This window comes from Acidovorax sp. MR-S7 (genome assembly GCF_000400995.2).
Lineage (GTDB): Bacteria > Pseudomonadota > Gammaproteobacteria > Burkholderiales > Burkholderiaceae_C > MR-S7.
On the sequence record NZ_DF238897.1, the window covers coordinates 254,266 to 278,318 of the forward strand.

At 70.6% G+C, this 24,053-nt stretch carries 18 protein-coding genes, 1 tRNA gene and 2 pseudogenes; 9 read left to right on the top strand and 12 right to left on the bottom strand.

Annotation, left to right across the window (positions count from 1 at the left end):
• Positions 1–161: 161 nt before the first annotated feature.
• A tRNA-Leu gene (locus AVS7_RS03560) sits at positions 162–246 on the bottom strand.
• Between the two features lie 43 nt (positions 247–289).
• On the opposite strand from AVS7_RS03560, the gene cysM reads away from it, so the two are divergent.
• The 3 genes from cysM to AVS7_RS03575 are packed head-to-tail and all read left to right on the top strand — an operon-like array spanning position 290 to position 1,992.
• The gene (gene cysM, locus AVS7_RS03565; RefSeq protein WP_020227157.1) at positions 290–1,195 is read left to right on the top strand and encodes a cysteine synthase CysM; all 906 of its coding nucleotides are present in this window, start codon (positions 290–292) and stop codon (positions 1,193–1,195) included.
• Positions 1,196–1,200: 5 nt separating this feature from the next.
• Positions 1,201–1,752, top strand: a complete 552-nt coding sequence (locus AVS7_RS03570; RefSeq protein ID WP_034689901.1) for an NUDIX domain-containing protein — start codon at positions 1,201–1,203, stop codon at positions 1,750–1,752.
• Positions 1,753–1,764: 12 nt separating this feature from the next.
• Positions 1,765–1,992 (top strand): sulfurtransferase TusA family protein, encoded by a 228-nt coding sequence (locus tag AVS7_RS03575; protein ID WP_020227159.1) that lies wholly within the window; start codon positions 1,765–1,767, stop codon positions 1,990–1,992.
• Between the two features lie 59 nt (positions 1,993–2,051).
• Here AVS7_RS03575 and galU read toward each other — a convergent pair whose 3' ends face one another.
• The 7 genes and pseudogenes from galU to AVS7_RS03605 form a co-directional block, all read right to left on the bottom strand.
• Complete coding sequence (gene galU, locus AVS7_RS03580; RefSeq protein WP_020227160.1) at positions 2,052–2,939, bottom strand: UTP--glucose-1-phosphate uridylyltransferase GalU; 888 nt, start codon at positions 2,937–2,939, stop codon at positions 2,052–2,054.
• A gap of 87 nt (positions 2,940–3,026) precedes the next feature.
• On the bottom strand, positions 3,027–5,891 hold the full coding sequence (locus AVS7_RS03585; protein ID WP_024000889.1) for a valine--tRNA ligase: 2,865 nt from the start codon (positions 5,889–5,891) through the stop codon (positions 3,027–3,029).
• Positions 5,892–5,985: 94 nt separating this feature from the next.
• Positions 5,986–6,603 carry a VOC family protein gene (locus AVS7_RS03590; RefSeq protein WP_020227162.1) on the bottom strand — a complete coding sequence of 206 codons (618 nt, stop codon included), beginning with the start codon at positions 6,601–6,603 and terminating at the stop codon, positions 5,986–5,988.
• A 118-nt stretch (positions 6,604–6,721) separates the two neighbouring features.
• Positions 6,722–7,687 carry a tripartite tricarboxylate transporter substrate binding protein gene (locus AVS7_RS03595; RefSeq protein WP_020227163.1) on the bottom strand — a complete coding sequence of 322 codons (966 nt, stop codon included), beginning with the start codon at positions 7,685–7,687 and terminating at the stop codon, positions 6,722–6,724.
• 125 nt (positions 7,688–7,812) lie between these two features.
• Positions 7,813–8,799 carry an MDR family oxidoreductase gene (locus AVS7_RS25025; RefSeq protein ID WP_034689904.1) on the bottom strand — a complete coding sequence of 329 codons (987 nt, stop codon included), beginning with the start codon at positions 8,797–8,799 and terminating at the stop codon, positions 7,813–7,815.
• Between the two features lie 87 nt (positions 8,800–8,886).
• Positions 8,887–10,011: pseudogene (locus AVS7_RS25030) on the bottom strand (acyl-CoA dehydrogenase family protein); the annotation flags it as partial.
• Positions 10,008–11,213 (bottom strand): CaiB/BaiF CoA-transferase family protein, encoded by a 1,206-nt coding sequence (locus AVS7_RS03605; RefSeq protein ID WP_020227165.1) that lies wholly within the window; start codon positions 11,211–11,213, stop codon positions 10,008–10,010. The gene AVS7_RS03605 and the pseudogene AVS7_RS25030, both read right to left, overlap by 4 nt.
• 103 nt (positions 11,214–11,316) lie before the next feature.
• On the opposite strand from AVS7_RS03605, the gene gcvA reads away from it, so the two are divergent.
• From gcvA to AVS7_RS03630, 5 genes are all read left to right on the top strand, one after another.
• Positions 11,317–12,210: a transcriptional regulator GcvA gene (gcvA, locus tag AVS7_RS03610; protein ID WP_020227166.1), complete on the top strand. Its 894-nt coding sequence runs from the start codon at positions 11,317–11,319 to the stop codon at positions 12,208–12,210.
• 64 nt (positions 12,211–12,274) lie between these two features.
• A complete protein-coding gene (locus tag AVS7_RS03615; protein WP_020227167.1) occupies positions 12,275–13,687 on the top strand; it encodes a TolC family protein in 1,413 nt (470 codons plus the stop codon).
• A complete protein-coding gene (locus AVS7_RS03620) occupies positions 13,684–14,688 on the top strand; it encodes an HlyD family secretion protein (protein ID WP_020227168.1) in 1,005 nt (334 codons plus the stop codon). Before AVS7_RS03615 ends, AVS7_RS03620 begins: the two co-directional genes overlap by 4 nt.
• On the top strand, positions 14,688–15,857 hold the full coding sequence (locus tag AVS7_RS03625; protein WP_020227169.1) for an ABC transporter permease: 1,170 nt from the start codon (positions 14,688–14,690) through the stop codon (positions 15,855–15,857). The genes AVS7_RS03620 and AVS7_RS03625 overlap by 1 nt, the downstream gene beginning before the upstream one ends.
• A 2-nt stretch (positions 15,858–15,859) precedes the next feature.
• A complete protein-coding gene (locus AVS7_RS03630) occupies positions 15,860–16,978 on the top strand; it encodes an ABC transporter permease (protein ID WP_020227170.1) in 1,119 nt (372 codons plus the stop codon).
• Between the two features lie 591 nt (positions 16,979–17,569).
• Here the strand turns inward: AVS7_RS03630 and AVS7_RS03635 are convergent.
• From AVS7_RS03635 to hemC, 4 genes are read right to left on the bottom strand one after another with little or no spacing between them, the layout of a single operon-like run.
• Entirely contained in the window at positions 17,570–18,856 is a 1,287-nt protein-coding gene (locus AVS7_RS03635; RefSeq protein ID WP_020227171.1) for a heme biosynthesis protein HemY, read from the bottom strand.
• A gap of 9 nt (positions 18,857–18,865) precedes the next feature.
• Positions 18,866–19,939, bottom strand: coding sequence for a uroporphyrinogen-III C-methyltransferase (locus tag AVS7_RS03640; protein ID WP_024000890.1), 1,074 nt, complete (start codon positions 19,937–19,939; stop codon positions 18,866–18,868).
• A complete protein-coding gene (locus AVS7_RS03645; protein ID WP_020227173.1) occupies positions 19,929–20,741 on the bottom strand; it encodes a uroporphyrinogen-III synthase in 813 nt (270 codons plus the stop codon). The genes AVS7_RS03640 and AVS7_RS03645 overlap by 11 nt, the downstream gene beginning before the upstream one ends.
• Complete coding sequence (hemC, locus tag AVS7_RS03650; RefSeq protein WP_020227174.1) at positions 20,738–21,679, bottom strand: hydroxymethylbilane synthase; 942 nt, start codon at positions 21,677–21,679, stop codon at positions 20,738–20,740. Before hemC ends, AVS7_RS03645 begins: the two co-directional genes overlap by 4 nt.
• A gap of 83 nt (positions 21,680–21,762) precedes the next feature.
• On the opposite strand from hemC, the pseudogene ppc reads away from it, so the two are divergent.
• Positions 21,763–24,053, top strand: a pseudogene (gene ppc, locus AVS7_RS03655) (phosphoenolpyruvate carboxylase); the annotation flags it as partial.

Genomic DNA, 24,053 nt, shown 5'->3' on the forward strand with positions numbered 1-24,053 from the left:
CGCCTATGACTTTGTGATGGTAGCGGCGTGGCCGAAGTAGTCACTAACACAAAGAAAAAGGCCCCGTCACCTTGGAGCGACGGGGCCTAGATACTTGCAAAACCGGAACACGTACCGGAACAAAAGCCGGAACACATCCAAAAACCATAGCAAGAAAGCCATGGTGCCCGGGGCCGGAATCGAACCGGCACGCCTTGCGGCGGGGGATTTTGAGTCCCCTGCGTCTACCAATTTCACCACCCGGGCGGAAGGAGGAGGAAAGCCACAAATTATGGCACAGTAGGGGCGTATGAAGACCTATCCCACCATCGAGGACGCGATCGGGCGCACGCCGCTGGTCGCACTGCAACGCATCGGGGCCAAGGATAACGCGGCACGCGGCAACGTCATTCTGGGCAAGCTGGAAGGCAACAACCCGGCGGGCTCGGTGAAGGACAGGGCGGCCTTGTCGATGATCCGGCGGGCCGAGGAGCGCGGCGAGATCAAGCCGGGCGACACGCTGATCGAGGCCACCTCGGGCAACACCGGCATCGCGCTGGCGATGGCGGCCACCATCAAGGGCTACCGCATGGTGCTGATCATGCCGGAGGACCTGTCGGTGGAGCGTGCGCAGACCATGAAGGCCTACGGCGCCGAGCTGATCCTCACGCCCAAGAGCGGCGGCATGGAATACGCGCGCGACCTGGCCGACCAGATGGTGGCGCAGGGCAAGGGCGTGGTGCTCGACCAGTTCGCCAACCCCGACAACCCGCGCATCCACTACGAGACCACCGGCCCCGAGATTTGGGAGCAGACCGGGGGGCGAATCACCCATTTCGTGAGCGCCATGGGCACCACGGGCACGATCACCGGCGTGTCGCGCTTCCTGCGCGAGAAGAACCCGGGTGTGCGCATCGTCGGCGCACAGCCCAGCGAGGGCTCGCGCATCCCGGGCATCCGCAAGTGGCCCGAGGAATACCAGCCCAAGATCTACGACCCGCAGATGGTGGACGAACTGGTGCTGGTGCACCAGGACGATGCCGAGGACATGGCCCGGCGCATGGCGCGCGAGGAGGGCATCTTCGGCGGCATCTCCGCAGCCGGCGCCTGCTGGGTGGCGCAGCAGATCGCGCAGCGCGAGCACAACGCCACCATCGTCTTCGTGGTCTGCGACCGGGGCGACCGGTATCTCTCCACCGGTGTCTTCCCCGTATGACCGCCATGCGCTACGAAACCCGCTTCTGCACCCACTGCGCCACGCCGCTCGCCCCGATCACACTGCTGGAAGACAGCGGCGAGAAGGAGCGCCTGCGCTGCGCCGCCTGCGGCTGGACCCACTGGAACAACCCCGCGCCGGTGCTGGCCGCCATCGTGGAGGTGGACGGCCGCGTGCTGCTGGCGCGCAATGCGCTGTGGCCACCCAAGATGTTCGCGCTGATCACCGGCTTCATGGAGGCGGGCGAGTCGCCCGAGGAGGGCATCACGCGCGAGGTGAAGGAGGAGACCAACCTCGACGCGCTCTCCGTCACGCTCGTGGGGGCGTACGAGTTCATCCGCATGAACCAGGTCATCATCGCCTACCACGTGCGGGCCGAGGGCGAGGTGCGCCTGTCGCCCGAACTGGTGGACCACCGCTTCTATGAACTGGACAAGCTCAAGTGCTGGCCCGCCGGCACGGGCTATGCGCTGGCCGACTGGCTGCGCACACGTGGGCACGAGCCGGTGTTCTTCACCGCAGAGGAAAACGCGGAGCGCCGCCGCGGACTGGATTGAGGACCCCTGACCATGGACACTCACAAGGAAGTAGACGCACGGGGACTGAACTGCCCGCTGCCTATCCTGCGCGCGAAGAAGGCGCTGGCGGACATGGCCAGCGGCCAGCTGCTCAAGGTGCTGGCCACCGACACCGGGTCGCTGCGCGACTTCCAGGCGTTCGCGCGCCAGACGGGCAATGAGCTGGTGGAGCAGCAAACGGTGGGCGAGGAGTTCGTGCACATCCTGCGCCGCCGCTGAAACCAAGTGCCAAATTGGCCGCTAGCGCTTACTGGGTAAGCGCCAAGCAGCTATCAAAATCAAAGCTCCAGCGTTTTCAGGTACTCGCGGAAGTGCGTGCCCACCTGCGGGTGCAGCAGGGCCAGTTCTACCGTGGCCTCCAGAAAGCCTTCCTTGCTGCCGCAGTCGTAGCGCTTGCCTGCGTACTGGAAGGCGTACACGGTCTCATGCTGCATCAGGCGGGCGATGGCGTCGGTGAGCTGGATCTCGCCGCCCACGCCCCTAGGCTGGTTGCGGATCTCCTCGAAGATGCGCGGCGTGAGCACGTAGCGGCCGGCCACGCCCATGCGCGAAGGCGCCTTCTCGGGCGCGGGCTTCTCCACGATCTCGTCCACGCGCAGCAGCGCGCCGCCGGCGGGCTCGCCGCGCACGATGCCGTAGCGGCGCGTGTGGTCGGGCGGCACTTCCTGCACGGCCAGCAGCGAGCGGCCCTGCTTCTGGAAGGCGGTGGTCATCTGCGCCATCACGCCGGGGCCGCCGTTCTCGCCCACCATCAGGTCGTCGGCCAGGATCACGGCGAAGGGCTCGTTGCCCACCAGCGGCTCGGCGCACAGCACGGCGTGGCCCAGGCCCAGGCTGCGCGGCTGGCGCACGAACAGGCAGTTCATGTCGGCCGGGCTGATGCTGCGCACCAGCTCCAGCATTTCCTGCTTGCCGGCGTTCTCCAGCTCGTTCTCCAGCTCGTAGGCGGTGTCGAAATGGTCTTCGATAGCGCGCTTGCTGCGGCCGGTGACGAAGACCATGTCGCGGATGCCGGCCTCGTAGGCCTCTTCCACGGCGTACTGGATCAGGGGCTTGTCCACCACCGGCAGCATTTCCTTCGGGGACGCCTTGGTGGCGGGCAGGAAGCGGGTGCCGAGCCCTGCGACGGGGAAGACGGCCTTGCGGACGCGGGTGGGAGCGGTCAAGTCAGGTACCTCGCGAAAAAGTGGATGGTGAAAAAGACAAGGGCGCCCGGATCAGCGCGGCGCCCTTGTGCCCTATGGGGATTGATCTTAGCCCAGCCGTGCGAGCTGTTCGCGCAGGCGCGCCAAGGTCGCGCCAAAGTCTGACACGCGCTTTTTCTCCTGCTCGATCACGGTGGGCGGGGCCTTGGCGACGAAGGCCTCGTTGCCCAGCTTGGTGCCGGCCTTGGCGATCTCGCCTTCCAGCCGCGCGGCTTCCTTGGACAGGCGCGCTTTCTCGGCCGCCACGTCGATCTCGACGAACAGCGCCAGGCGCGCCTCGCCCACCACGGCCACGGGGGCGGCCTTGGCGGCATCCGCCCAGGCGGTCTCGTCGTCGAATACCTTCACTTCCGAGAGCTTGGCCAGGCTCGTGAGCACGGGCGCGATGGCGCGCATGAAGGCGGCGTCGCCCGTCACCAGCAGCGGCAGGCGCTGCGCCGGCGACACGCCCATCTCGCCGCGCAGCGTGCGGCAGGCGTCCACCACCTGCTTGATGCGCTGCACGTAGGCGATCGCGGCCTCGTCGATCTTCTCGGGCTGGGCCTGCGGATAGCGCGCGATGGCGACGGAATCGCCCGCCGTCCCCGCCACGGGGGCCACTTTCTGCCAGAGCGCTTCCGTGACGAACGGGATGATGGGGTGGGCCAGGCGCAGGATGGCCTCCAGCACGCGGATCAGCGTGCGGCGCGTGCCGCGCTGCTCGGCCTCGTTGCCCGTTTGGATCTGCACCTTGGCGATTTCCAGGTACCAGTCGCAGAACTCGTTCCAGACGAACTCGTAGATGGCGCTTGCCACGTTGTCCAGGCGGAACTCGGCGAAGCCCTTGGCGACTTCGGCCTCCACCTTCTGCAACTGCGAGACGATCCAGCGGTCGGGCTGGCTGAAGGCCATGTAGCCGCCCGCGCAGTCGGCGGCGGTGTGCTCCTTCAGGCCGCAGTCGTAGCCCTCGCAGTTCATCAGCACGAAGCGGCTGGCGTTCCAGAGCTTGTTGCAGAAGTTGCGGTAGCCCTCGCAGCGCTTGCTGTCGAAGTTGATGCTGCGGCCCAGCGAGGCGAGCGCGGCGAAGGTGAAGCGCAGCGCGTCGGCGCCGTAGGCGGGAATGCCCTCGGGGAATTCCTTCTGCGTGTTCTTGCGCACCGTGGGTGCGGTCTCGGGGCGGCGCAGGCCCTGGGTGCGCTTGTCGAGCAGGGGTTCGAGCGCGATGCCGTCGATCAAATCGACCGGGTCGAGCACGTTGCCTTCGGACTTGCTCATCTTCTTGCCCTGTGCGTCACGCACCAAGCCGTGGATGTAGACGTGCCTGAACGGCACGCGGCCCGTGAAGTGCGTGGTCATCATGATCATCCGGGCGACCCAGAAGAAAATGATGTCGTAGCCCGTGACCAGCACGGAGGAGGGCAGGTAGAGGTTGTAGTCGTCGGTCTCGGCCGTGCCCTGGCCGGGCCAGCCCATCGTGCTGAACGGCACGAGGGCCGACGAGTACCACGTATCCAGCACGTCCTCGTCGCGCGTCAGCGTCTTGCCCGGTGCCTGGGCCTGCGCTTCTTCCTCGCTGCGCGCCACGTAGACCTTGCCGTCCTCGTCGTACCACGCGGGGATCTGGTGGCCCCACCAGAGCTGGCGGCTGATGCACCAGTCCTGGATGTTGTTCATCCACTGGTTGTAGGTGTTGACCCAGTTCTCGGGCACGAACTTCACCTGGCCCGAGGCCACGGCGTCGATGGCCTTCTGCGCGATGGACTTGCCCGTGGCGTCGCCTTCGCCCACCTTGCCCATCGCCACGAACCACTGGTCGGTCAGCATGGGCTCGATCACCTGGCCGGTGCGCGTGCAGATGGGCACCATGAGCTTGTGCTTCTTGGTCTCGACCAGCAGGCCCTGCGCCTCCAGGTCGGCCACGATGGCCTTGCGCGCCACGAAGCGGTCCATGCCGCGGTATTTCTCGGGCGCGTTGTCGCTGATCTTGGCCTGCAGCGTCAGCACCACTTCCATCGGCAGCTGGTGGCGCTGGCCCACGGCGTAGTCATTCTGATCGTGCGCGGGCGTGACCTTGACCACGCCGGTGCCGAATTCCTTGTCCACGTACTCGTCGGCGATGATGGGAATCTCGCGGCCCACCAGGGGCAGCGTGACGCTCTTGCCGATCAGGGCCCGATAGCGCTCATCCTCGGGATGCACCATCACGGCCACGTCGCCCAGCATGGTCTCGGGGCGCGTGGTGGCCACGACGAGCTGGCCGGAGCCGTCGGCGAGCGGGTAGGCGATGTGCCAGAGCGAGCCGTCCTTCTCCTCGTTCTCCACCTCCAGGTCGGACACGGCCGACTGCAGCACCGGGTCCCAGTTCACCAGCCGCTTGCCGCGGTAGATCAGGCCCTGCTCGTAGAGGCGCACGAAGGTTTCCGTGACGACCTTGGAGAGCTTATCGTCCATCGTGAAGTACTCGCGGCTCCAGTCCACCGTGTCGCCCATGCGGCGCATCTGCGTGGTGATGGTGTTGCCGCTCTTTTCCTTCCACTCCCACACCTTCTTCACGAACGCCGGGCGGCCCAGGTCGTGGCGGCTCTGGCCCTGGTCCTGCAGCTGGCGCTCCACCACGATCTGCGTGGCGATGCCCGCGTGGTCCGTGCCCGGCACCCAGGCCGTGTTGTGGCCCAGCATGCGGTGGTAGCGCGTGAGGCTGTCCATGATCGTCTGGTTGAACGCATGGCCCATGTGCAGCGTGCCCGTCACGTTGGGCGGCGGCAGCTGGATGCAGAACGCGGGCTCGCCCGCCTGCGGCGCGCCCGTGCCCCGGTAGCCCGCCGTGCCGTAGCCGCGCCGCTCCCACTCAGGGCCCCAGTGGGCTTCGAGCGCGGCGGGTTCGAAGGATTTGGAAAGGCTGTTCAGGCCGGGCTGTTCGATCGTGTCGCTCATGGCAATGAAAAACGGCATCCCGCAGGATGCCGCTGGTGGCAGTGTTCGGAGGATGGGAGATTTTATTTAATTAATTGCAATTGGAATTGGCTAATTAATTGGGAGTCGAATTGGCCCCAGGCACGAACTCCGGCCGGTCGTTCGCTTGAGGCTTGAGCGGCGCGGCCTGCTTGCCCTCGGCGCGCTCGCGGCGCCACTGTTCCTTGCGCGCCGTCCATTCGGCCAGGCGGGCGTGGGCCACGGTGCTGTCCTTGGCCATCTGCGCCTCGTCGGCCAGTTGCGCCGACAGCTCCAGCCGGATGCCGTTGGGGTCGAAGAAATAGATGCTCTTGAAGATGTGGTGGTCGGTCACTCCCAGCACCTCCACGCCGTGGGCTTCCAGGCGCTGCTTGGTGTTCTCCAGCTCCTCGACGGTGTTCACGCGGAAGGCGATGTGGTTCACCCACAGCGGCGTGTTGGGCGAGGGCTCGGGCTTCACGTCGTCGCCCAGGTCGAAGAAGGCGATGAACGAGCCGTCCTGCAGGCGGAAGAAGAAATGCGTGTAGGGGCAGTACTCGCCCGTGCTGGGCACGTAGTCGCTCTGGATGATGTGGTAGAGCGGCAGGCCCAGGATGTCCTCATAGAAGTGGCGCGTTTCCTCGGCGTCGCGGGCCTTGTAGGCGTAGTGGTGCAGCTGCTGGATGGCGGCGGGCGGGGGCAGGTCGGTGCGCATGGCTGTCTCCTTGGGGGAATGGGAGAATTTTACTATCCATAATCGATTGTGCTAATCGAAACTTCAAGCCCCAAGGAAAACGGCCCGTTGCCGGGCCGTGGGAAGGGAGCGCAGGCGGTCAGTCCACCTTGATGTTCTCGGCCTTGATGATCTCGGCCCAGCGCGTGGATTCGCGGCGCACGCGGTCCTCGAACTCGGCGGGGCTGCTGTTGACGATCTGGAAGCCGTCGCCCTCCATCTTGGTCTTGACGGCCGGGTCGGCCAGGGTCTTGCGCAGCGCGGTCTGCACGTGCTCGAAGACGGGCGCGGGCACGCCCTTGGGCACCATCATGCCGATCCAGGACTGGGCCACGTAGCCCGGCACGGCCGAGCCGATGGTGGGCACGTCGGGCAACTGGGGCAGGCGCTCGGGGCTGCCGATGGCGACCACGTTGGCCTGGCCGGTCTTGGCGTACTGGATCACGGTGGGCAGGCTGCCGATGATCATGTCCACCTCGCCGCCGAGCATCGCGGTGATCATCGGGCCGCCGCCGCGGTAGGGCACGTGAGTGAGCTTCACGCCCGCCTGCCGCGCGAAGGCCACGGGCTGCAGGTGGTTGGAGCCGCCCACGCCGGAGGAGCCGTAGTTGATCCTGCCGGGCTCGGCCTTGGCGGCGTCGATCACGGCCTGCAGCGAGGTCAGGCCCGATTTCTTGGAGGTGACCAGCGCCATCGGCATGGTGCCGATCAGGCTCACGTAGTCGAAGGACTTGAAGGTGTCGTACTTGATGTCGTAGAGGCTGGCGTTCACGGCGTGCGAATCGAACACCAGCAGCAGCGTGTAGCCGTCGGGCGCGGCGCGCGCGGCCTCGTAGGTGCCGATGGTGCCCGAGGCGCCGCCCTTGTTGTCCACGATGACGTTCTGGCCCATGTACTCCGAGAACTTCTGCGAGATGGTGCGCGCCACGTAGTCCACCGAGCCGCCGGGCGGGAAGGGCACGATGAGCCGCACGGGCTTGGTGGGATAGCCCTGCGCCTGGGCGCCGAGGGCGATGCCGGCGATGGCGCAGGCGAGCAGCGAGCGGGTGAAGGTCTTGCGTTGCATGGTTGTCGTCTCCTGGTGTTATGAAAAAGTGAGCTGCTTGCGCTTGTTGACAAATGGTTTCCTAGGGTTTTCATATGGAAACCTTTGTACGGTAAGCGCAAGCAGCTATGGTTTCTGCGCGGTGGTCAGCGGTTCACGTCCACCACCACGCGCCCGCGCACGCGGCCCGCGAGCAGGTCGGGCGCGAGGGCCAGCGCGTCGGCCAGGCCGACCACGCGGGTGTTGCGTTCGATCACCTCGGGCGGCAGCTCGGCGGCCAGGCGCTGCCACGCGGCGCGGCGGCGCGCCAAAGGGGCGTAGACGCTGTCCACCCCCGCCAGCGTCACGCCGCGCAGGATGAAGGGCGCCACGGTGGCGGGCAGGTCCATGCCCTGCGCCAGCCCACAGGCGGCCACCACGCCGCCGTAGCGCGTGCTGGCGAGCACGTTGGCCAGCGTGTGGCTGCCCACGGCGTCGATGGCGGCGGCCCAGTTCTCCTTCTGCAGCGGTTTGCCGGGGCCGGAGAGCGCGGCGCGGTCTACGATGCCGCTCGCGCCCAGCGCGCGCAGGTGCTGCGCCTCCTCGGGTCGGCCGGTAGAGGCCGTCACCGTGTAGCCCAGCCGCGAAAGCAGCGCGATGGCGATGCTGCCCACGCCGCCGTTGGCGCCCGTGACCAGCACCGGCCCCGCATCGGGCAGCACGCCGTGGCGCTCCAGCGCCATCACGCAGAGCATGGCGGTGTAGCCCGCCGTGCCGATGGACATGGCCTGCTGCACCGTCATGCCCGCGGGCAGCGGCACCAGCCAGTCGGCGCGCGTGGTGGCATAGCCGGCCAGGCCTCCCCAGCGCGTCTCGCCCGTGCCCCAGCCGTTGAGCACCACCGCGTCGCCGGGCGCGAAGCGCGCATCGCCACTGCGCTCCACCGTGCCTGCGAAGTCGATGCCGGGCACCATGGGGAAGCTGCGCACCACGGGCGATTGGCCGGTGATGGCGAGCGCGTCCTTGTAGTTGAGCGTGGAGTGGCTCACGCGTACCAGCACTTCGCCTTCGGGCAGGTCGCCGATGGCGAGCTGGCGCAGCTCGGCGTGGGTTGCGCCGCCTTCGGCGCGGGTTAGATACAGGGCAGGGAACATGGCGCTTGCGTTGGTGGGAGAAGTAGCGGGGGCCGCGGTGGGGCCGTCGCGCCAGTCGCGCGCATAGCGGCGCACCAGCGAGGCGCCCAGGCGCTCGCGCATGACCTCGTTGGAGCCATCGGCCAGGCACAGCGCCTTGGCCGCGAGCAGCCGGCGCGTGAGGCCCTGGCCCTCGGCCATGCCGCGCGCGCCCAGCGCCTGAACGCACTGCGCGATGGCGGCCAGGCACTCGTTGCCCGCGTAGAGCTTGGCGGTGGCGGCGGCTTCCACGGCCGCGTCGTCGCGCGCCTCAATGAGCGCTGCCGCGCGCTGCGTCAGCAACTGCAGCACGTCGTGCGTGACCGACACATCCACCAGCGACCAGCGCAGCCCCTGCTGGTTGAACACCGGCTGGCCTGCCACCATGCGCGACGCGCTATAGGCCGTGGACTGCGCCAGCGCGCTGTGCAGCAGGCCGCAGGCCATGGCGGCGATGTGCACACGCGCCTTGTTCACGCCCGCCATTGCCTGCTTGAAGCCCTGGCCGGGCGGGTAGAGCACGTCGCTGTCGGGCACGAAGCTGTCCGTGAGTTCGAAGCCGCCGATGCCGGCGAGCGCGAGGCCGTCCAGCGGTTGATCCAGCACGCGGCGGCACTCGGGCGCATCCAGCCGCACGATGAAGCAGGCGATGCCCGCGGGCCCGAGCTGCGCGTCGGTCTGCGCGAAGACCAGCGCCACCTCGGCCCCCACGGCGTTGCCGATCCACTGCTTGCCGCCCGTGAGCCGCCAGCCGCCTTCCACGCGGCGCGCGGCCATGCCGATGGCGGTGAAGTCACTGCCCGCGCCGTCTTCCGACATGGCGGTGCAGCCGATCAGATCGCCGCGCAGCATGGCGGGCACGTAGCGTTCGCGCGCCTCGGCGCTGCCGCTCTCGGCGATGCGCAGGATGGCGTTGTGGTGATTGATGAAGGCGAAGGCGAACGCGAAATCCACGCGCGCCAGCGCCTCGGCTGCCGCCGCGCGCACGGGGTAGGGCAGGCCGTGGCCGCCCAGGGCCTTCGGGATCTCGATGCCCGCCAGGCCCCGCGCGCAGGCCGCGCGGATGGCCGGGCCGGCCCACCGCGGCGTGGCCGTAATGGGCTCGACCTCGGCCTGCGCGAAGGCGCGCAGCGCGGCCAGCAGGGGCTCGGCCAGCAGCGGCGCGGCTTCGGGGGGAAGCGTGTCGGGGGTCATGCCGTGGCCTCCTGCGCGGGCAGCGCGATGGCGCCTTGCCCGGCCAGCGCGGCGATCCGTTCGGGCGAATAGCCCGCCACGCGCTGCAGCACGTCGGCGGTGTCGGCGGCGAAGGCGGGCGGGTAATGGAGCACCGGCGTGCCGCCGTACTTGAAGGGGTTGCCCAGCATCTCCACCGTCTCGCCCGTATCCGGGCGGGGCACGGGCTCGACCATGCGGCGCGCCTGGGTGAGGGGATGGCGCAGTGCCTCATCCACGTTGTTCACCAGCGACGCGGGCACGCGCGCGGCGGCGAAGAGAGCCAGCCATTCCGCCGAGGGGCGCGTGGCGACCAGCGCGCCCAGCTCGGCGGTGAGTTCGTCGATGTGGGCGATGCGCGCGGCCCCGTCGCGAAAGCGCGCGTCGTCGGCCAGTGCCGGGCGGCCCAGCGTTTCGCAGAGCTTGCGCCAGAACGCCTCGCCCGTGGGCGCGAGGGCGATCCACTTGCCATCGGCCGCCAGGTAGGTGTCGCTGGGTGCGATCATCGCGTGGCGCGCGCCCGTGGCACGCGGCACCGGGCCGCCGCAGAGCCGGCCCTGGGCCTGCCAGGTGAGCATGGCGATTTGCGCGTCGTAGAGCGAGATCTGCACGTGCTCGCCGCGCCCCGTGGTCAGCGCCTTGACCAGCGCCGCCACCGTCGCCAGCGCCAGGTACAGCCCGCCCGCGAGGTCGGCCACCTGGTAGCCCACGCGCACGGGCTTGCCGCCTTCCTCGCCGGTGATGCTCATCACGCCGGAGAGGGCCTGCAGCATCAGGTCGAACGCGGGCGCGTCGGCCCACTCGCCCTCGTCGTGCAGGCCGATGATCTGCGCCACGACGATGCGCGGGTTCACCGCGCTCAAGGTCTCGAAATCCAGTCCCAGCCGCTTGGGCACCGAGGGTGCGAAGCCGTAGATCACCGCGTCGGCCTCGCGCACGAGGTCGTGCAGCGCCTGTTGGCCGCCCGGCGATTTCAGGTCCAGCGCGATGCTGCGCTTGCCCCGGTTGACCGAGAGGAAGAAGGGCGAGTCCTGCGTGCTGGATACGGGCGGCACGCGGCGCGCGTAGTCGCCGTCCAGCGCCTCCACCTTGATGACCTCGGCGCCGAGCTGCGCGAGGAGCTGGCCCGCGAAGGGGCCGCCGAGCACCCAGCTCAAGTCCAGGATGCGTTTGCCTGAAAGCATGGCGTTGTCGTCTCCGTGATTGAATCAGGCTCACATTCCATCAGGGGCCGGCACGACAATCAAACGATATAAACTGCCCGGTCTTGTCAATAAAATTCACATCATGGCCCTGCACCGCCTGCCGCCGCTCGGCTCCATCCGCGCCTTCGAGGCCGCCGGGCGGCTGCTGAGTTTTTCCAGGGCGGCCGACGAACTGGCCGTGACGCACGGCGCGGTGAGCCACCAGATCAAGGCGCTCGAAGGCTGGCTCGGCGTGCCGCTGTTCCGGCGCCTGGGCAAGTCGGTGGCGCTCACCGACCAGGGGCGGCTCTACCTCGATTCGGTGAGCCCGGCGCTTGCGGCCATCGCCTCGGCCTCGCGCAGCATCAGCGCGCACGAGGTGCTGCGCGTGAACGCGCTGCCCACCTTCACCATGCGCTGGCTGTTCCCGCGCCTGGCGCAGTTCCGCGCGCTGCATCCGCACATCGAGGTGCAGATCTCCACCGGCCTGGAGCCCATGAGCCGCCTGCCCGCCAACATCGACGTGGTGATCCGCCGCGAGCCGCACGAGGTCACCGGCCTGCACAAGGTGCGCGTGCTGTCGGAGACAGCATTTCCCGTGTGCTCGCCCGCGCTGCTGGAGCGCGTGCCGCTCGCGCGCATCGCCGACCTTGCGCGCCACACCATCCTGCACTGCCCCGCGCGGCGCACCGCGTGGGACGACTGGCTCGCCATCGCCCACCACAGCCGCGTGGTGCCCGCGCAGTCGCTGGAGCTGGAGCACCTGTACTTCTGCCTGCAGGCGGCCATCGACGGCATCGGCGTGGCGATGGGCTACTCGCCGCTGGTCGCGCCCGACCTCGCCTCGGGCCAGCTCGTCGCGCCCTTCGGCACGCTGGTGCTGGGCACGCCGGGCTACTTCCTCATCACGCGCGCCGAGCGCCAGCACGATCCGGTGGTCAAGACCTTCTGCGACTGGCTGCTGGAGCAGGGCGCGGCCTTCGACAAGGCGGCCTGACGCCGGACCGACTCCGCTTGGGCACAATGGCCGCAGCGTGTTTTCTTCTGGGGGGTGTGGCGACGTGAATCTGAACGCATTCTGGCTGGCGGCCCTCGTGCTGGCCGCTGGCGCGGCGCCCGTGCTGGCGCAGGGCGGCAGTCCGCTCAGCTTCGCGCAGGCGCAGCAGCTCCTGCTGTCGGGCTCCGACCAGCTCGCGGCTTCCGCCAAGGCGGTGGAGAGCGCACGCTTGCGCCGCGAGGGCATGCAGGGGCTGGGCGGCCCGTCCGTCGCGGTGACGGGCATGGGCTACCGCTATTCGGCGAGCGCCGACATCAGCCTGGACCCGGCTCGCCATGCGCTCGACGGGGTGTTGGGCCACCTACCGCCGGGGCTGGGCGCAGCCGCCCCGCAACTGCCCCAGCTGCCCTCCAGCATCGACCTGCAGCGCAAGGCCAACCGCGCATCGGCCAGCGTGTCGCTGCTGTGGCCGCTGTACATCGGCGGCCTGGGCGACGCGGTGCGCGGTGAGCTGGACGCCCTGGCCGACGAGGCCGTGGCCGATGCCGCGGCGAGCGCGCACGGCCTGCGGTCGCTGCTGGTGCAGCGCTATTTCGGGGCGCAGCTGGCCGAGCGTGCGGCGCGGCTGCGCGAGCGCGCGCTGGCGGGTGTGCGCGAGCACGACGACGCCGCGCAGCGCATGCTGCGCACGGGCGTGATCTCGCAGCTCGAACGCCTGCAGGCCCAGGCCGCGCTGGCCGACGCCGAGCAGCAGGCGCGCAAGGCGCGGGGCGATGCGGACCTGGCGGCCACGGCGCTCGCGCGCACGCTCAAGGCCGCAGCGCGCGTGCAGCCCACCAGCCCGCTGTTCGTCGCCAGCCAGCCGCTGCCGCCGCTGCAGGGCTTCATCGACGCGGCCCACCGGCACCACCCGGGCCTGGACAAGGTGCAGGCCAAGCGCCGCCAGGCTGGCGCACTGCACGAGGCGCAGGAGGCGCTGCGCCGCCCGCAGGTGCTGGGCTTCGGCATGCGCGAGGTCAACACCGGCGGCAAGCCCAACTGGGTGGCCGGCGTGGCCGTGCGCTGGACGCTGTGGGACAGCATCGACCGCGACGCGCTGGCCGCGTCCTCGCAGCGCAAGATCGAGCAGGCCGAGCTGACGCGCGAGCAGGCCCTGTCCGACATCGCCCTGCTGGTCGAGAAGAACTGGCTGGCCGTGGACCAGGCCCGCACGCAGTACCTCGCACAGCAGGCGCAGGAGAACCTGGCGCGCGAGCTGCTGCGCCTGCGCACGGCCAGCCTGCGCGAGGGCACCGGCACCGCGCTGGAGCTGATCGACACCGAACTCAACCTGACGAAAGTGCAGACCGAGCGTGCGCAGACCGCCCACCAGTACGTGCAGGCCCTGGCCGCGCTGCTGGAGAGCACGGGCCAGAGCGACGAGTTCGACCGCTACCGCGCCCAGGCCGACATCCAGATCGCATCCGACGCACCATGACCACCACATCCCCTGCACCCCCCGCTCCTCGACCCTCCCGCTTTCCCTGGGCGCTGCTGATCGCCGGTCTGGCCGTGCTGGCCTTCGTGGCCTGGGGCTTCTGGCGCGCGTCGCAGCCGCCCCAGCCCTATTTCCAGGGCCAGATGGAGGCGCGCGAGTCCGACATCGCGCCCAAGGTCACGGCGCGCATCGCCAAGGTGCTGGTCAAGGAGGGGCAGCAGATCCAGCCCGGCGACCTGCTCATCGAGATGGACAGCCCCGAGGTGCAGGCCAAGCTGGCCCAGGCCGAGGCCGCGCGCGCGGCGGCCCAGGCCGTGGCCGACAAGGCGGGCAACGGCGCGCGGCCCGAGGAGGTGCGCATGGCCCGCCTGAACTGGCAGCGCGCGCAGGCAGCGGCGGACCTGGCCAAAACCTCCTACGACCGCGTGCAGAGCCTGTTCACCCAGGGCCTCGTCGCCGCGCAGAAGCGCGACGAGGCGCACACCAATTGGCGCGCCTCCGCCGCGCAGGCCGAGGCGGCGCGCGCTCAGTACGAGATGGCCGCGAGCGGCGCGCGCACCGAGGACAAGGCGGCAGCCGCCGCCCAGGTGCGCCAGGTGGACGGCGTGATCGCCGAGGTCGAGGCCGCGCGCGCCGAAACCCAGCTGCGCAGCCCCGTGGGTGGCGAGGTGGCCAACGTGCTCGCCAAGGCGGGCGAGCTATCGCCCCAGGGCGTGGCCGTGGTCACCGTGGTCGACCTGCAGGATCAGTGGGTGGTGCTGAACGTGCGCGAGGACCAGCTCCAGCGCTTTGCTGTGGGCAGCCAATTCACCGGCCGCCTGCCCGCGCTGGACCGCACGGCCGAGTTCAGCGTCTACTACCTCGGCGTGCTGCCCGACTTCGCCACCTGGCGCACCACGCGCGGCAGCCAGGGGTTCGACGCGCGCACGTTCGAGGTGCGCGCGCGGCCCGCCGCGCCCATCGAAGGCGCGCGCCCCGGCATGAGCGTGGTGGTGGAGTGATGCTGCTCGCCAGCCTGCGGCGCGAATGGCGGCTGCTGCGCGCGCGCCCGTGGGACTGGGCCATGGTGAGCTGGGTGCCGCTGCTGGCCATGGCGCTGCTGTGCTGGATCTTCGCTGCGGGCCAGCCCTACCGCCTGCCGATCGCCGTGTGGAACGAAGACCCCTCGGCCCTCTCGCGCCAGCTCGTGCGCATGCTGCAGGCCACGCCCGGCCTGGAGGTGCGCCAGCACGTGCTGAACCGCCTGGAGGCCACCGACGCGCTGCAGCGCATGGACGTGTACGGCGTGGTGCACATCCCGCCCCACCTGGAGCGCGACGTAAAGCGTGGCGCGGGCGGCGCCGTCACGCTGCTGCACAACGCGCAGCTCGCCACGCATTCCAGCCTGCTGCAGCGCGACGTGCGGCAGGTGGTGGGCACGTTGTCGGCCGGCATCGAGATGCAGGCGCGCGCCAAGCGCGGCGAGCCCGCGCAGGCGCTGCGCACGCGCATCGAGCCGGTCAGGACGCAGCTCGTGGCGCTGTTCAACGTCTCCACCAACTACGAGCAGTTCCTGGCCGCCGCATTGGTGCCTGCGCTGGTGCACATCCTGGCCATGACGGCGGGTGCCTGGTCGGTGGGGCGCGAGCTGCGCGACCGCACGCTCGGCGACTGGCTGGGTACGCAGGCACGCCTGCCCCAGGTGCTCGCGGCCCTGCTGGGCAAGCTGCTGGTGCCCGCCGCGCTGCTGTGGGCCAGCGCGCTCGCATGCCTGCTGTACCTGTCGCAACTGCGCGGCTGGGCCGTGGCGGGCAGCATGGGCTGGATCGCCGTGGGACTGGCGGCGCTGGTGGCCGTGAGCCTCGCGGCGGGCGCTGCGCTGGCGGGCATCACGCTGTCGCTGCGCACGGCGCTGTCGGGCGCGGGGCTGCTGTCGGCGCCCGCGTTCGCGTTCAGCGGCGTGGGTTTTCCGCTGCTGGCGATGGGCGGCGGGGCCCGCGCCTGGGCGCTGTCCATGCCCTACACGCACTACGCGCGGCTGCAGATCGAGCAGTGGCAGATGGGCGCGCCCGTGGCGCAGTCGCTGCCCGTGGTGTGCGGCCTGCTGCTGGCCGCGCTGGTGCTGCTGGCGCTGGCCGCGGCAGGCCTGTCGCGCGGGCTGCGCAGGCCCGAGGCCTGGGGGGGGCGCTGAGCATGGGCTTCCTCGCCTTGTGGACCGACAGCCTGCGCGCCCTGCTGCGCGACAAGGGCGTGGCGCTGCTGGTGTTCGGCGCGCCCGTGCTCTACGGCTTCTTCTACCCCTGGTTCTACGGCAACGAGGTGGTGCAGCGCGTGCCGGTGGCCGTGGTGGTGCAGGACGCCTCGGGCCTGGCGCGGCAGATGCTGCGCTTCGCCCAGGCCAGCCCGCGCATCGACCCGCAGATCGTCACCGGCGACGAGGGTATCGCGCAGCAGGCCCTGCTGCGCGGCGAGGTCATGGGCTACGCGCTGATCCCGCGCGGCCTCAAGCGCGACGTGGTGCGCGGTGCCGGCGTGGTGGTGCCGGTCTACGCCAACGGCGCCTATCCGCTGGCGAGCAAGCAGGTGCAGTACGGCTTTGCCGAGGCGTTCGGCACCGTGTCCGCCGGCGTGGAGCTGCGGCGCCTGCAGGCCGGCGGCCAGAGCGCGCTGCAGGCCGCGGCCAGCCGCTCGCCCGTGAATGCGCAGGCGGTGGCGCTGTTCAATCCCACCGAGGGCTACGGCGCCTTCGTCGTCGCAGCCGTGGCGGTGCTGATCCTGCAGCAGACGCTGCTCATGGGCGGCGCGCTGTTCACGGGCACGCTGCGCGAGCAGGGGTTGGCCCATGCGGGCGCCCGCGTCTGGCTGGCGCGGCTGCTGGCGCTGTGCGTGCCGGGGTGGCTCGCGGGGGTGTTCTATTTCGGGTGGATCTTTCTCTGGCAGGACTATCCGCACGGGGGCAATCCGGCGGGGGCGCTGGCGCTGCTGGCGGTCTTCGTGCCGGCGGTGGCGGGGTGTGCGTGCCTGCTGGGCTGGTGGCTGGCGGACCGGGAGCGGGCGCTGCAGGTGGTGCTGTTCACGTCGATTCCGCTGGCTTTTCTGGGGGGCTTCACCTGGCCGGTGGAGGCGCTGCCCGAACCGCTGCAGTGGGTACGCTGGCTTTCGCCCAGTACGGCGGGGATTCAGGCTTCTTTGCGGCTTAACCAGGTGGGGGCGCCGGTGGCGGTTGTGGGGCCTTATCTGGGGTGGCTGGGGGGAATGGCTGTGGGGAGTTGGGGGGCTTTGCTGTGGTTGGGGGGGCGGCGGGTTTCATGAGGAAATTGGCCTGTGGCGCTTATCTGGTGAGCGTGGGTAGCTCTCTTTTTTGATGTGGCTGGCCGGGACTCGCCCCGGCGGGCGAGTTCCTTTCTTGCTGCGCGGCAAGAAAGGAACCAAAGAAACGCGCCCCCACTGTCTGCGACCCCTTCGCTGCGCTGCGGGGCAACCTGTGTCGCAACGCTTGCGGGGTGCGCCGCAGAACTCACTGCGCGCCTGCGGCGCTCCGTTCAAACAACTGCGGCGAGTCAGATCACGAAGCATGGGCGCTTCGACGCCCATGCCCACCCCGCAAGCATTGCGCCCCAGGCGCATACAGAGGGGGAGGGGGACGAGCCGGGCCATCGCTGCGCTCGGCCACCAACGCGCAGGCGCTGCGCGCCGCGAAGGCCAGGCCGAGTGCAGCGGAGGGACACGGGCAGTAGGGTCGCCCTTTCTTTGGTGACGTTCTTTCGGCGAGACGAAAGAAAGTTACTGCGCCGCCGGGCGCACATCCCGGCCAGCGACATGAAACCAACCAGCAAAGACTCAAAAAAGAGAGCTGCTCGCGCTTGCCAGATAAGCGCTAGAGGCCAATTTGATCCAAAAAAATCAAGAGTGCTGCAACGCCGCCCGCTTCCACGCCTGCGCGGCAGCCTCCCCGTCGCCGCGCTGCTCCGCCAACTCCGCCATGTGGCGCCAGGCACTTGCGCGCAACCCTGGGTCGGTCAGATGCTGTGCGGACTGGTTGAACAGATGCTGGGCCTTGCCCCACAGCTCGCGCCGCAGGCAGGCCATGGCGGCCAGGTATTGCAGCTGCGCGTCGCGCGGGTTGGCCTGGCAGGCCGCCTCGATGGCTGCGAGCCAGCGGCCGTCCACGTCCCCCAGGCTGGCTTCGAGCGCGCGCACCAGCTTGAGGGCCAGTGCATCCGGCAGCGCGGGCTGCGCCGTGCCGGCCAGGCGGTCCCAGGCGGGCATGAGCCAGGTGCGCACCTGCGGGCCGTCGCCGCCCAACTGCGCCAGGCGCTGCGCGGCGTGCACCGCCACTTCGGGCATGGCGCGCTCGGTGCTCTCCAGGCTGTCCTGCCAGATGCGCTGCAGCTGCGCCGGGTCGTGCGCGCTGTTGATCAGTTCCTGCGCCAGGCCGCGCACGATGCTTTCGGCGGCTGCGGGTGAGAAGGCGTGGTGCTTGGCCAGCAGGCGCGCGGTTTCCAGCGCGTCGCCGGTGCGGTGCGCCAGGCGTGAGGCCTTGAGCTTGGCGCGCAGCGCCAGCGTGCGGCGCGCAGCGCCGACGGGCAGGGCGGCCAGGCGCTCCAGCGCGGTGGCGGTGTCGCGCTCGTCCAGCGACCAGCGTGCGGCGCGCAGCTGCGCGCCTTCGCGCAGCTCCAGCTCGGTGGCGGGGGCGTCGGCGGGGATGCTGGCCAGAGCCTGCTCCAGGTGCGCCTCGCGCGTGGCGCGGTCCTGCAGCGCGTGGGAGCTTTCGGCGGCCACCAGCAGGGCCAGCGTGCGCAGCTGGCTGCCGTGGGGTACAGGCTCACGGGCTTCGGCCAAGGCTTCTTCCTGGGAGATGGAGGCCAGCGCCGACTTGCGCGCGCGCAGGAAGCGGCCGGCCAGCAGCTGCGACAGCGCGTCCAGCAGCGCGGCGTGCATGGCGCGCTCCTTCTGCACCAGGCGCCAGCGGCGGGCCTGGCGCGGCAGCTCCTGCAGCACGGCCAGCGCGCGCAGCGCCGCATAGAGCACGGTGAAGCCGCCGAACAGCAGCAGCAGCACCATGTTGAGCGACAGGTCGATGCGGTAGGGCGGCCAGAACAGGGTGACCGTGCCCTGGTTGTTGCCCGCGAAGAGCGCCACGGCGACGGCCACGCCGAACAGGGCCAGGAACCAGAGTGCTGCGCGCATAGGAGTGGGCTACCGGCCTGCCGCGGCCGTGGCCAGGGCGGCAAAGGTGTCGTCGAGCTGGGGCATCTCGGCGGTCTTCATGTGGGCCTGCAGCTGCTGGAGCGCGTCGGCGGCGCTTTGCGTGCGGCGCGAGGCCGGGTCGAAATACTTGGCCAGCGCGCCGCTGGCGGAGGCCAGGTCGGCGCGGGCGGAGTCCATGCGCCGCGCCAGCACGGCCAAGCGCGCGTTGAGCAGCTTGAGCTTGAGGTTCTCGCGCAGGAAGAAGGCCTGGTCGGGCGCGAGCAGCACGGCGTCGGGCTGGTCGATGCGGCTCACGCGCACCAGGCCGCGCGCCTCGTCGGCCACCGCGTCCCAGGCGTTGCGCAGCACGGCCTGCCAGCGCGGCACATCGGTGGCGCCGGGCGCGGCGGGCGTCTGCGCGGCGGCGGCCTTGCGCCGCATGGCGGGGGCCTGGGCCACGGCGTTGAGCAGGGGCAGCTCGTCCACCTGGCGCACGAGTTCGTCCAGGCGGCCCAGCAGGCCGGCGGTGTCGGTGACGGCGGCGCGCTCCAGGCGCTCCAGGTCGTGGCTGATGGCGCGCTGCAGTGGCGCCAGCCGGGGCTGGGCGGCGCGGTCGATGCGCTGGCCCGCGCTCTTGAGCGCGGCTACCAGCGGCTGCAGGCTGCCGGTGAGCTGCGACTGCTGCTGGGCCAGGCGCAGGCCGGCTTCCACGTCCACCACCAGGTTTTCGTCGCGCGTGCGCGACAGGCTTTGCATGAGTTCTTCGAGCTGGCCGCGCTGCAGCGCCACCTCGCCCACGCGGGCTTCGGTGACGGCCAGGCGGGCCGAGGTCTCGCGCGCCAGGTCCTGCGCCTCGCGCGCCATGGTGCGTGCCTCGATGGCCTGCGCGCCCGAGTCGGCCGTCTGCCGTGCGAGCTGCTCCTGGATGCTCGACAGGCGCTGCCACAGCAGCAGCGAGCCCGCCAGGCCCGCGGCGGCGACGATGCCTAGCAGGGTCAGCGCGATGCGTCCACCGCCGCCGGCGGGTGCCGGTGCGGGGGGAGGCGTCTCGGGGGGCGCGGGCAACGCGGTCTCAGTGCTCATAGACAAGGGATTTTATCGACGCGGCCACGTCCGGCAGGGCGGGTCGACATTCGTTGACGATGCCGAATCCCGCCGCGCGGGCCGCCTGCGCGATGCGCGGGTGCGTGGCCAGTGCGCGGGCGCTGCCCCAGGGCTGGGCGGGCAGGGCGGCCTGGAGATGGGACACGGCTTCGGAGCTGGAGAGCAGCCACACGGAGCCGTCCTGCGCGGCCCGTGCCGCCAGCGCCTGCTGGCCCGCGTCGAGCCGGGGCGCGCTGCGCTCGTAGGCGGCCACGAAGTCCACCGCGCCGCCGGCCTCGGCGATGCGCGCGGCCAGCCAGTCGCGGCCGTTGCCGCCTTCCGCGGCGGGGCTGCTCGTGCCGCGCACGATGAGCACGCGGTCGCCCGGGCCGATCTGCGGGGCCACGACCTGCCACAGCGCTTCGGAGTCGAACTGCGGGGCATGAGGCGCCGGGCCGTCGATGGCCTCCAGGGGCAGGCCGGCCAGGCGCAGCGCGGCCACGGTGCCGGGGCCGGGTGCCCATGCTCTGGTTTTGGTAGCTGCTGGCGCTTGTCCAGAAAGCGCTGGAGGCTGATTTTGTTCGAAGAAGTGCAGCGCCGCGTTGCCGCTGACGAACATCACCGCGCGGTAGCGCGTCCAGGCGGAGCGGGCCTCATGCAGCGCCTGGCGCAGCGCGGGGGGCGTGACCGGGCCGATGGCGATGAGCGGCAGCGCCTGCGCCGCGATGCCGTGCGCGCGCAGGTCCTCCACCCACTGCGCGGCTTCGCGCGCGGGGCGGGTGACGATGGCGTGGGGGGTCATGCCTTGCGGGCGCCGCCCGCCTGCAACCGCGCGGCCACGGCCAAGCCCAGCGCGTCGGCTTCGGCCAGTGTGGTGACGCGGGCGCTGTCCTCGGCGCGCACGAGCGGTGCGGGTGGGTCGTGCGGGTCGTCCAGGTCGCCCCAGGCCGCCTGCAGGTGCAGCGTGTCGCCCTCCCACTGGCCGTGCGCGGCCAGGGGCATGGAGCAGCTGCCGCCCATGGCGCGGCTGACGGCGCGCTCGGCCGTCACCGTGAGCCAGGTGGCCTGGTGCGCGAGCGGGGCCAGCGCGGCGGCCAGGTCGGCCCGGCTGCTGCGGATCTCGATGCCTAAAGCGCCCTGGCCGGCGGCGGGCAGCATCTGGGAAGGCTCGAAGACGGCGCGGATGCGGTCTGCCAGGCCCAGGCGCTTGAGGCCGGCGGCGGCGAGCACGATGGCGTCGTACTGTCCTTCGTCGAGCTTGCGCAGGCGCGTGTTCACGTTGCCGCGCAGCGGCTCGATGCGCAGGTCGGGCCGCAGCGCACGCAGCAGCACCTGGCGGCGCAGGCTGGAGGTGCCGACCACCGCGCCCTGCGGCAGTGCATCCAGCGATGCATGGCGCGGCGAGACGAAGGCGTCGCGCGGATCCTCGCGCTCCATCACGCAGGCGAGGGCGAAGCCTTCGGGCAGCTCCATGGGCACGTCCTTGAGCGAGTGCACGGCGATGCCGGCGCGGCCCTCTTCCAGCGCCACTTCCAGCTCCTTCACGAACAGGCCCTTGCCGCCCACCTTGGAGAGCGAGCGGTCCAGGATCTGGTCGCCCTTGGTGGTCATGCCCAGCAACGCCACGTCGTGGCCGCGCGCGCGCAGCAGGGCCTGCACGTGCTCGGCCTGCCACAGGGCGAGCTGGCTTTCGCGCGTGGCGATCACGATGGGGGGCAGGGGGGCGTGGGGAGTGGTCATGGAGAGGCAGTCGTCGGGCCGTTCGGCAGCGCGGGGGATGCTAGCATGCTGCGCCGCAACACACCCTCACCGAGCACGCCGCGATGACCGCTACCGCCCGCAAGACCGATGCCGCCACCGCTGTCGCCCGCAAGGCCGACAAGGACCTGCCGCTGATCCAGGACATCCGCCTGCTCGGGCGCATCCTCGGCGACGTGATCCGCGAGCAGGAGGGCGTGGCCGCCTATGACCTCGTGGAGCAGGTGCGCAAGCTCTCGGTGGCCTTCCGCCGCGACGCCGACCATGAGGCCGACAAGGCGCTCAAGAAGCTGCTCAAGGGCCTGACGGGCGACCAGACGGTGAGCGTAATCCGCGCGTTCACCTATTTCAGCCACTTGGCCAACCTGGCGGAGGACCGGCACCACATCCGCCGCCGCGCCGTGCACGAGCGCGCGGGCAGCACGCAGGAGGGCAGCATCGAGGTGGCCCTCGCCCGCCTGCGCTGGGCCGGCATCGCGCCGCGCACGGTGGCGCAGACGCTGGCCACGAGCTACGTGGCGCCCGTGCTCACCGCCCACCCGACCGAGGTGCAGCGCAAGAGCATCCTGGACGCCGAGCGCGACATCGCGCAGCTGCTCACCGAACGCGACGCCATCCAGGCGCGCGCCCAACTCTACAACAGCGCGAAGGACACGCTCACCCCGCGCGAGCTGGCCGCCAACGAGGCGCGGCTGCGCGCGCGCGTGGCGCAGCTGTGGCAGACGCGGCTGCTGCGCTATTCCAAGCTCACCGTGGCCGACGAGATCGAGAACGCGCTGTCGTACTACGAATACACCTTCCTGCAGGAGATCCCCAAGATCTACGCCGCGCTGGAGCAGGAGCTGGGCGCGCAGCACCCCGTGGCGAGCTTCCTGCGCATGGGCCAGTGGATCGGCGGCGACCGCGACGGCAACCCCAACGTGAGCGCCGAAACGCTTTCGCTCGCCTTGCGCCGCCAGGCCGAGGTGGCGCTGCGCCACTACCTCACCGAGGTGCACCACCTGGGGCGCGAGCTGTCGCTCTCCAGCAACCTGGCGCAGGTTTCGCCCGAGATGCAGCACCTCGCCGAGCGCTCGCCCGACACCAGCGAGCACCGCCGCGACGAGCCCTACCGCCGTGCGCTCACCGGCGTCTACGCGCGCCTGGCCGCCACGCTCCGTGACCTGTCCGGCGGCGAGGCAGCGCGCCACGCCGTGGCGCCGCAGAACGCCTACGCCAGCGCGGCCGAGTTCCTGGCCGACCTGCGCGTGATCGAGGCCTCGCTGCGCTCGCACCGCGGCGCGGCGCTGGTGGGCGAGCGGCTGCGCCCCTTGATGCGCGCGGTGGAGGTGTTCGGCTTCCACCTTGCCACGGTGGACCTGCGCCAGAGCTCCGACCAGCACGAGCGCGTGGTGGCCGAGCTGCTGGCCACGGCGCGCATCGAGGCAGGCTATGCCGCGCTGCCCGAGGAACAGCGCTGCGCGCTGCTGCAGCGGCTGCTGTGCGACGCGCGGCCGCTGCGCGTGGTGGGCGCGGAATATTCCGAGCACACGCGCGGCGAGATCGCCATCTTCGAGACCGCGCGCGCCGCGCGCGAGCGCTACGGCCACGATGCCATCCGCCACTACATCATCAGCCATACCGAGACGGTGAGCGACCTGCTCGAAGTGCTGCTGCTGCAAAAGGAAGTGGGCCTGATGCGCGGCACGCTCGACGGCGACGCGCGGGCCGGCCTGATCGTGGTGCCGCTCTTCGAGACCATCGAGGACCTGCGCAACGCGGCGCCCATCATGCGCGGGTTCTACGCCATCCCCGGCATCGCGGCGCTGGTGACGCGCAGCGGCGCCGAGCAGGACATCATGCTCGGCTACAGCGACAGCAACAAGGACGGCGGCATCTTCACCAGCAACTGGGAGCTGTACCGCGCCGAGATCGCGCTGGTGGCGCTGTTCGACGAGATGAACGCGGCCAAGGGCCACCAGCAGCCGATCCAGCTGCGCATGTTCCACGGCCGCGGCGGCACCGTGGGCCGCGGCGGCGGCCCGAGCTACCAGGCCATCCTGGCGCAGCCGCCCGGCACCGTGCGCGGGCAGATCCGCCTGACGGAGCAGGGCGAGGTGATCGCCTCGAAATACGCCAACCCCGAGATCGGCCGGCGCAACCTCGAAACCCTGGTGGCCGCCACGCTGGAGGCCACGCTGCTGCAGCCCACCAAGCCCGCCACCAAGGCCTTCCTGGAGGCGGCCGAGCAGCTCTCGCGCGCCAGCATGGCGGCCTATCGCGCACTGGTCTACGAGACGCCCGGCTTCACCGACTACTTCTTCAGCGCCACGCCCATCCGCGAGATCGCGGAGCTGAACATCGGCTCCCCCCCCCC

Coding starts and splice junctions, on each gene's coding strand:
- cysM (WP_020227157.1), top strand. CDS start 290: ATGAAGACCTATCCCACCATCGAGGACGCGATCGGGCGCACGCCGCTG.
- AVS7_RS03570 (WP_034689901.1), top strand. CDS start 1,201: ATGCGCTACGAAACCCGCTTCTGCACCCACTGCGCCACGCCGCTCGCC.
- AVS7_RS03575 (WP_020227159.1), top strand. CDS start 1,765: ATGGACACTCACAAGGAAGTAGACGCACGGGGACTGAACTGCCCGCTG.
- AVS7_RS03585 (WP_024000889.1), bottom strand. CDS start 5,891: ATGAGCGACACGATCGAACAGCCCGGCCTGAACAGCCTTTCCAAATCC.
- AVS7_RS03590 (WP_020227162.1), bottom strand. CDS start 6,603: ATGCGCACCGACCTGCCCCCGCCCGCCGCCATCCAGCAGCTGCACCAC.
- AVS7_RS03595 (WP_020227163.1), bottom strand. CDS start 7,687: ATGCAACGCAAGACCTTCACCCGCTCGCTGCTCGCCTGCGCCATCGCC.
- AVS7_RS25025 (WP_034689904.1), bottom strand. CDS start 8,799: ATGTTCCCTGCCCTGTATCTAACCCGCGCCGAAGGCGGCGCAACCCAC.
- AVS7_RS03605 (WP_020227165.1), bottom strand. CDS start 11,213: ATGCTTTCAGGCAAACGCATCCTGGACTTGAGCTGGGTGCTCGGCGGC.
- gcvA (WP_020227166.1), top strand. CDS start 11,317: ATGGCCCTGCACCGCCTGCCGCCGCTCGGCTCCATCCGCGCCTTCGAG.
- AVS7_RS03620 (WP_020227168.1), top strand. CDS start 13,684: ATGACCACCACATCCCCTGCACCCCCCGCTCCTCGACCCTCCCGCTTT.
- AVS7_RS03625 (WP_020227169.1), top strand. CDS start 14,688: ATGCTGCTCGCCAGCCTGCGGCGCGAATGGCGGCTGCTGCGCGCGCGC.
- AVS7_RS03630 (WP_020227170.1), top strand. CDS start 15,860: ATGGGCTTCCTCGCCTTGTGGACCGACAGCCTGCGCGCCCTGCTGCGC.
- AVS7_RS03635 (WP_020227171.1), bottom strand. CDS start 18,856: ATGCGCGCAGCACTCTGGTTCCTGGCCCTGTTCGGCGTGGCCGTCGCC.
- AVS7_RS03640 (WP_024000890.1), bottom strand. CDS start 19,939: ATGAGCACTGAGACCGCGTTGCCCGCGCCCCCCGAGACGCCTCCCCCC.
- AVS7_RS03645 (WP_020227173.1), bottom strand. CDS start 20,741: ATGACCCCCCACGCCATCGTCACCCGCCCCGCGCGCGAAGCCGCGCAG.
- hemC (WP_020227174.1), bottom strand. CDS start 21,679: ATGACCACTCCCCACGCCCCCCTGCCCCCCATCGTGATCGCCACGCGC.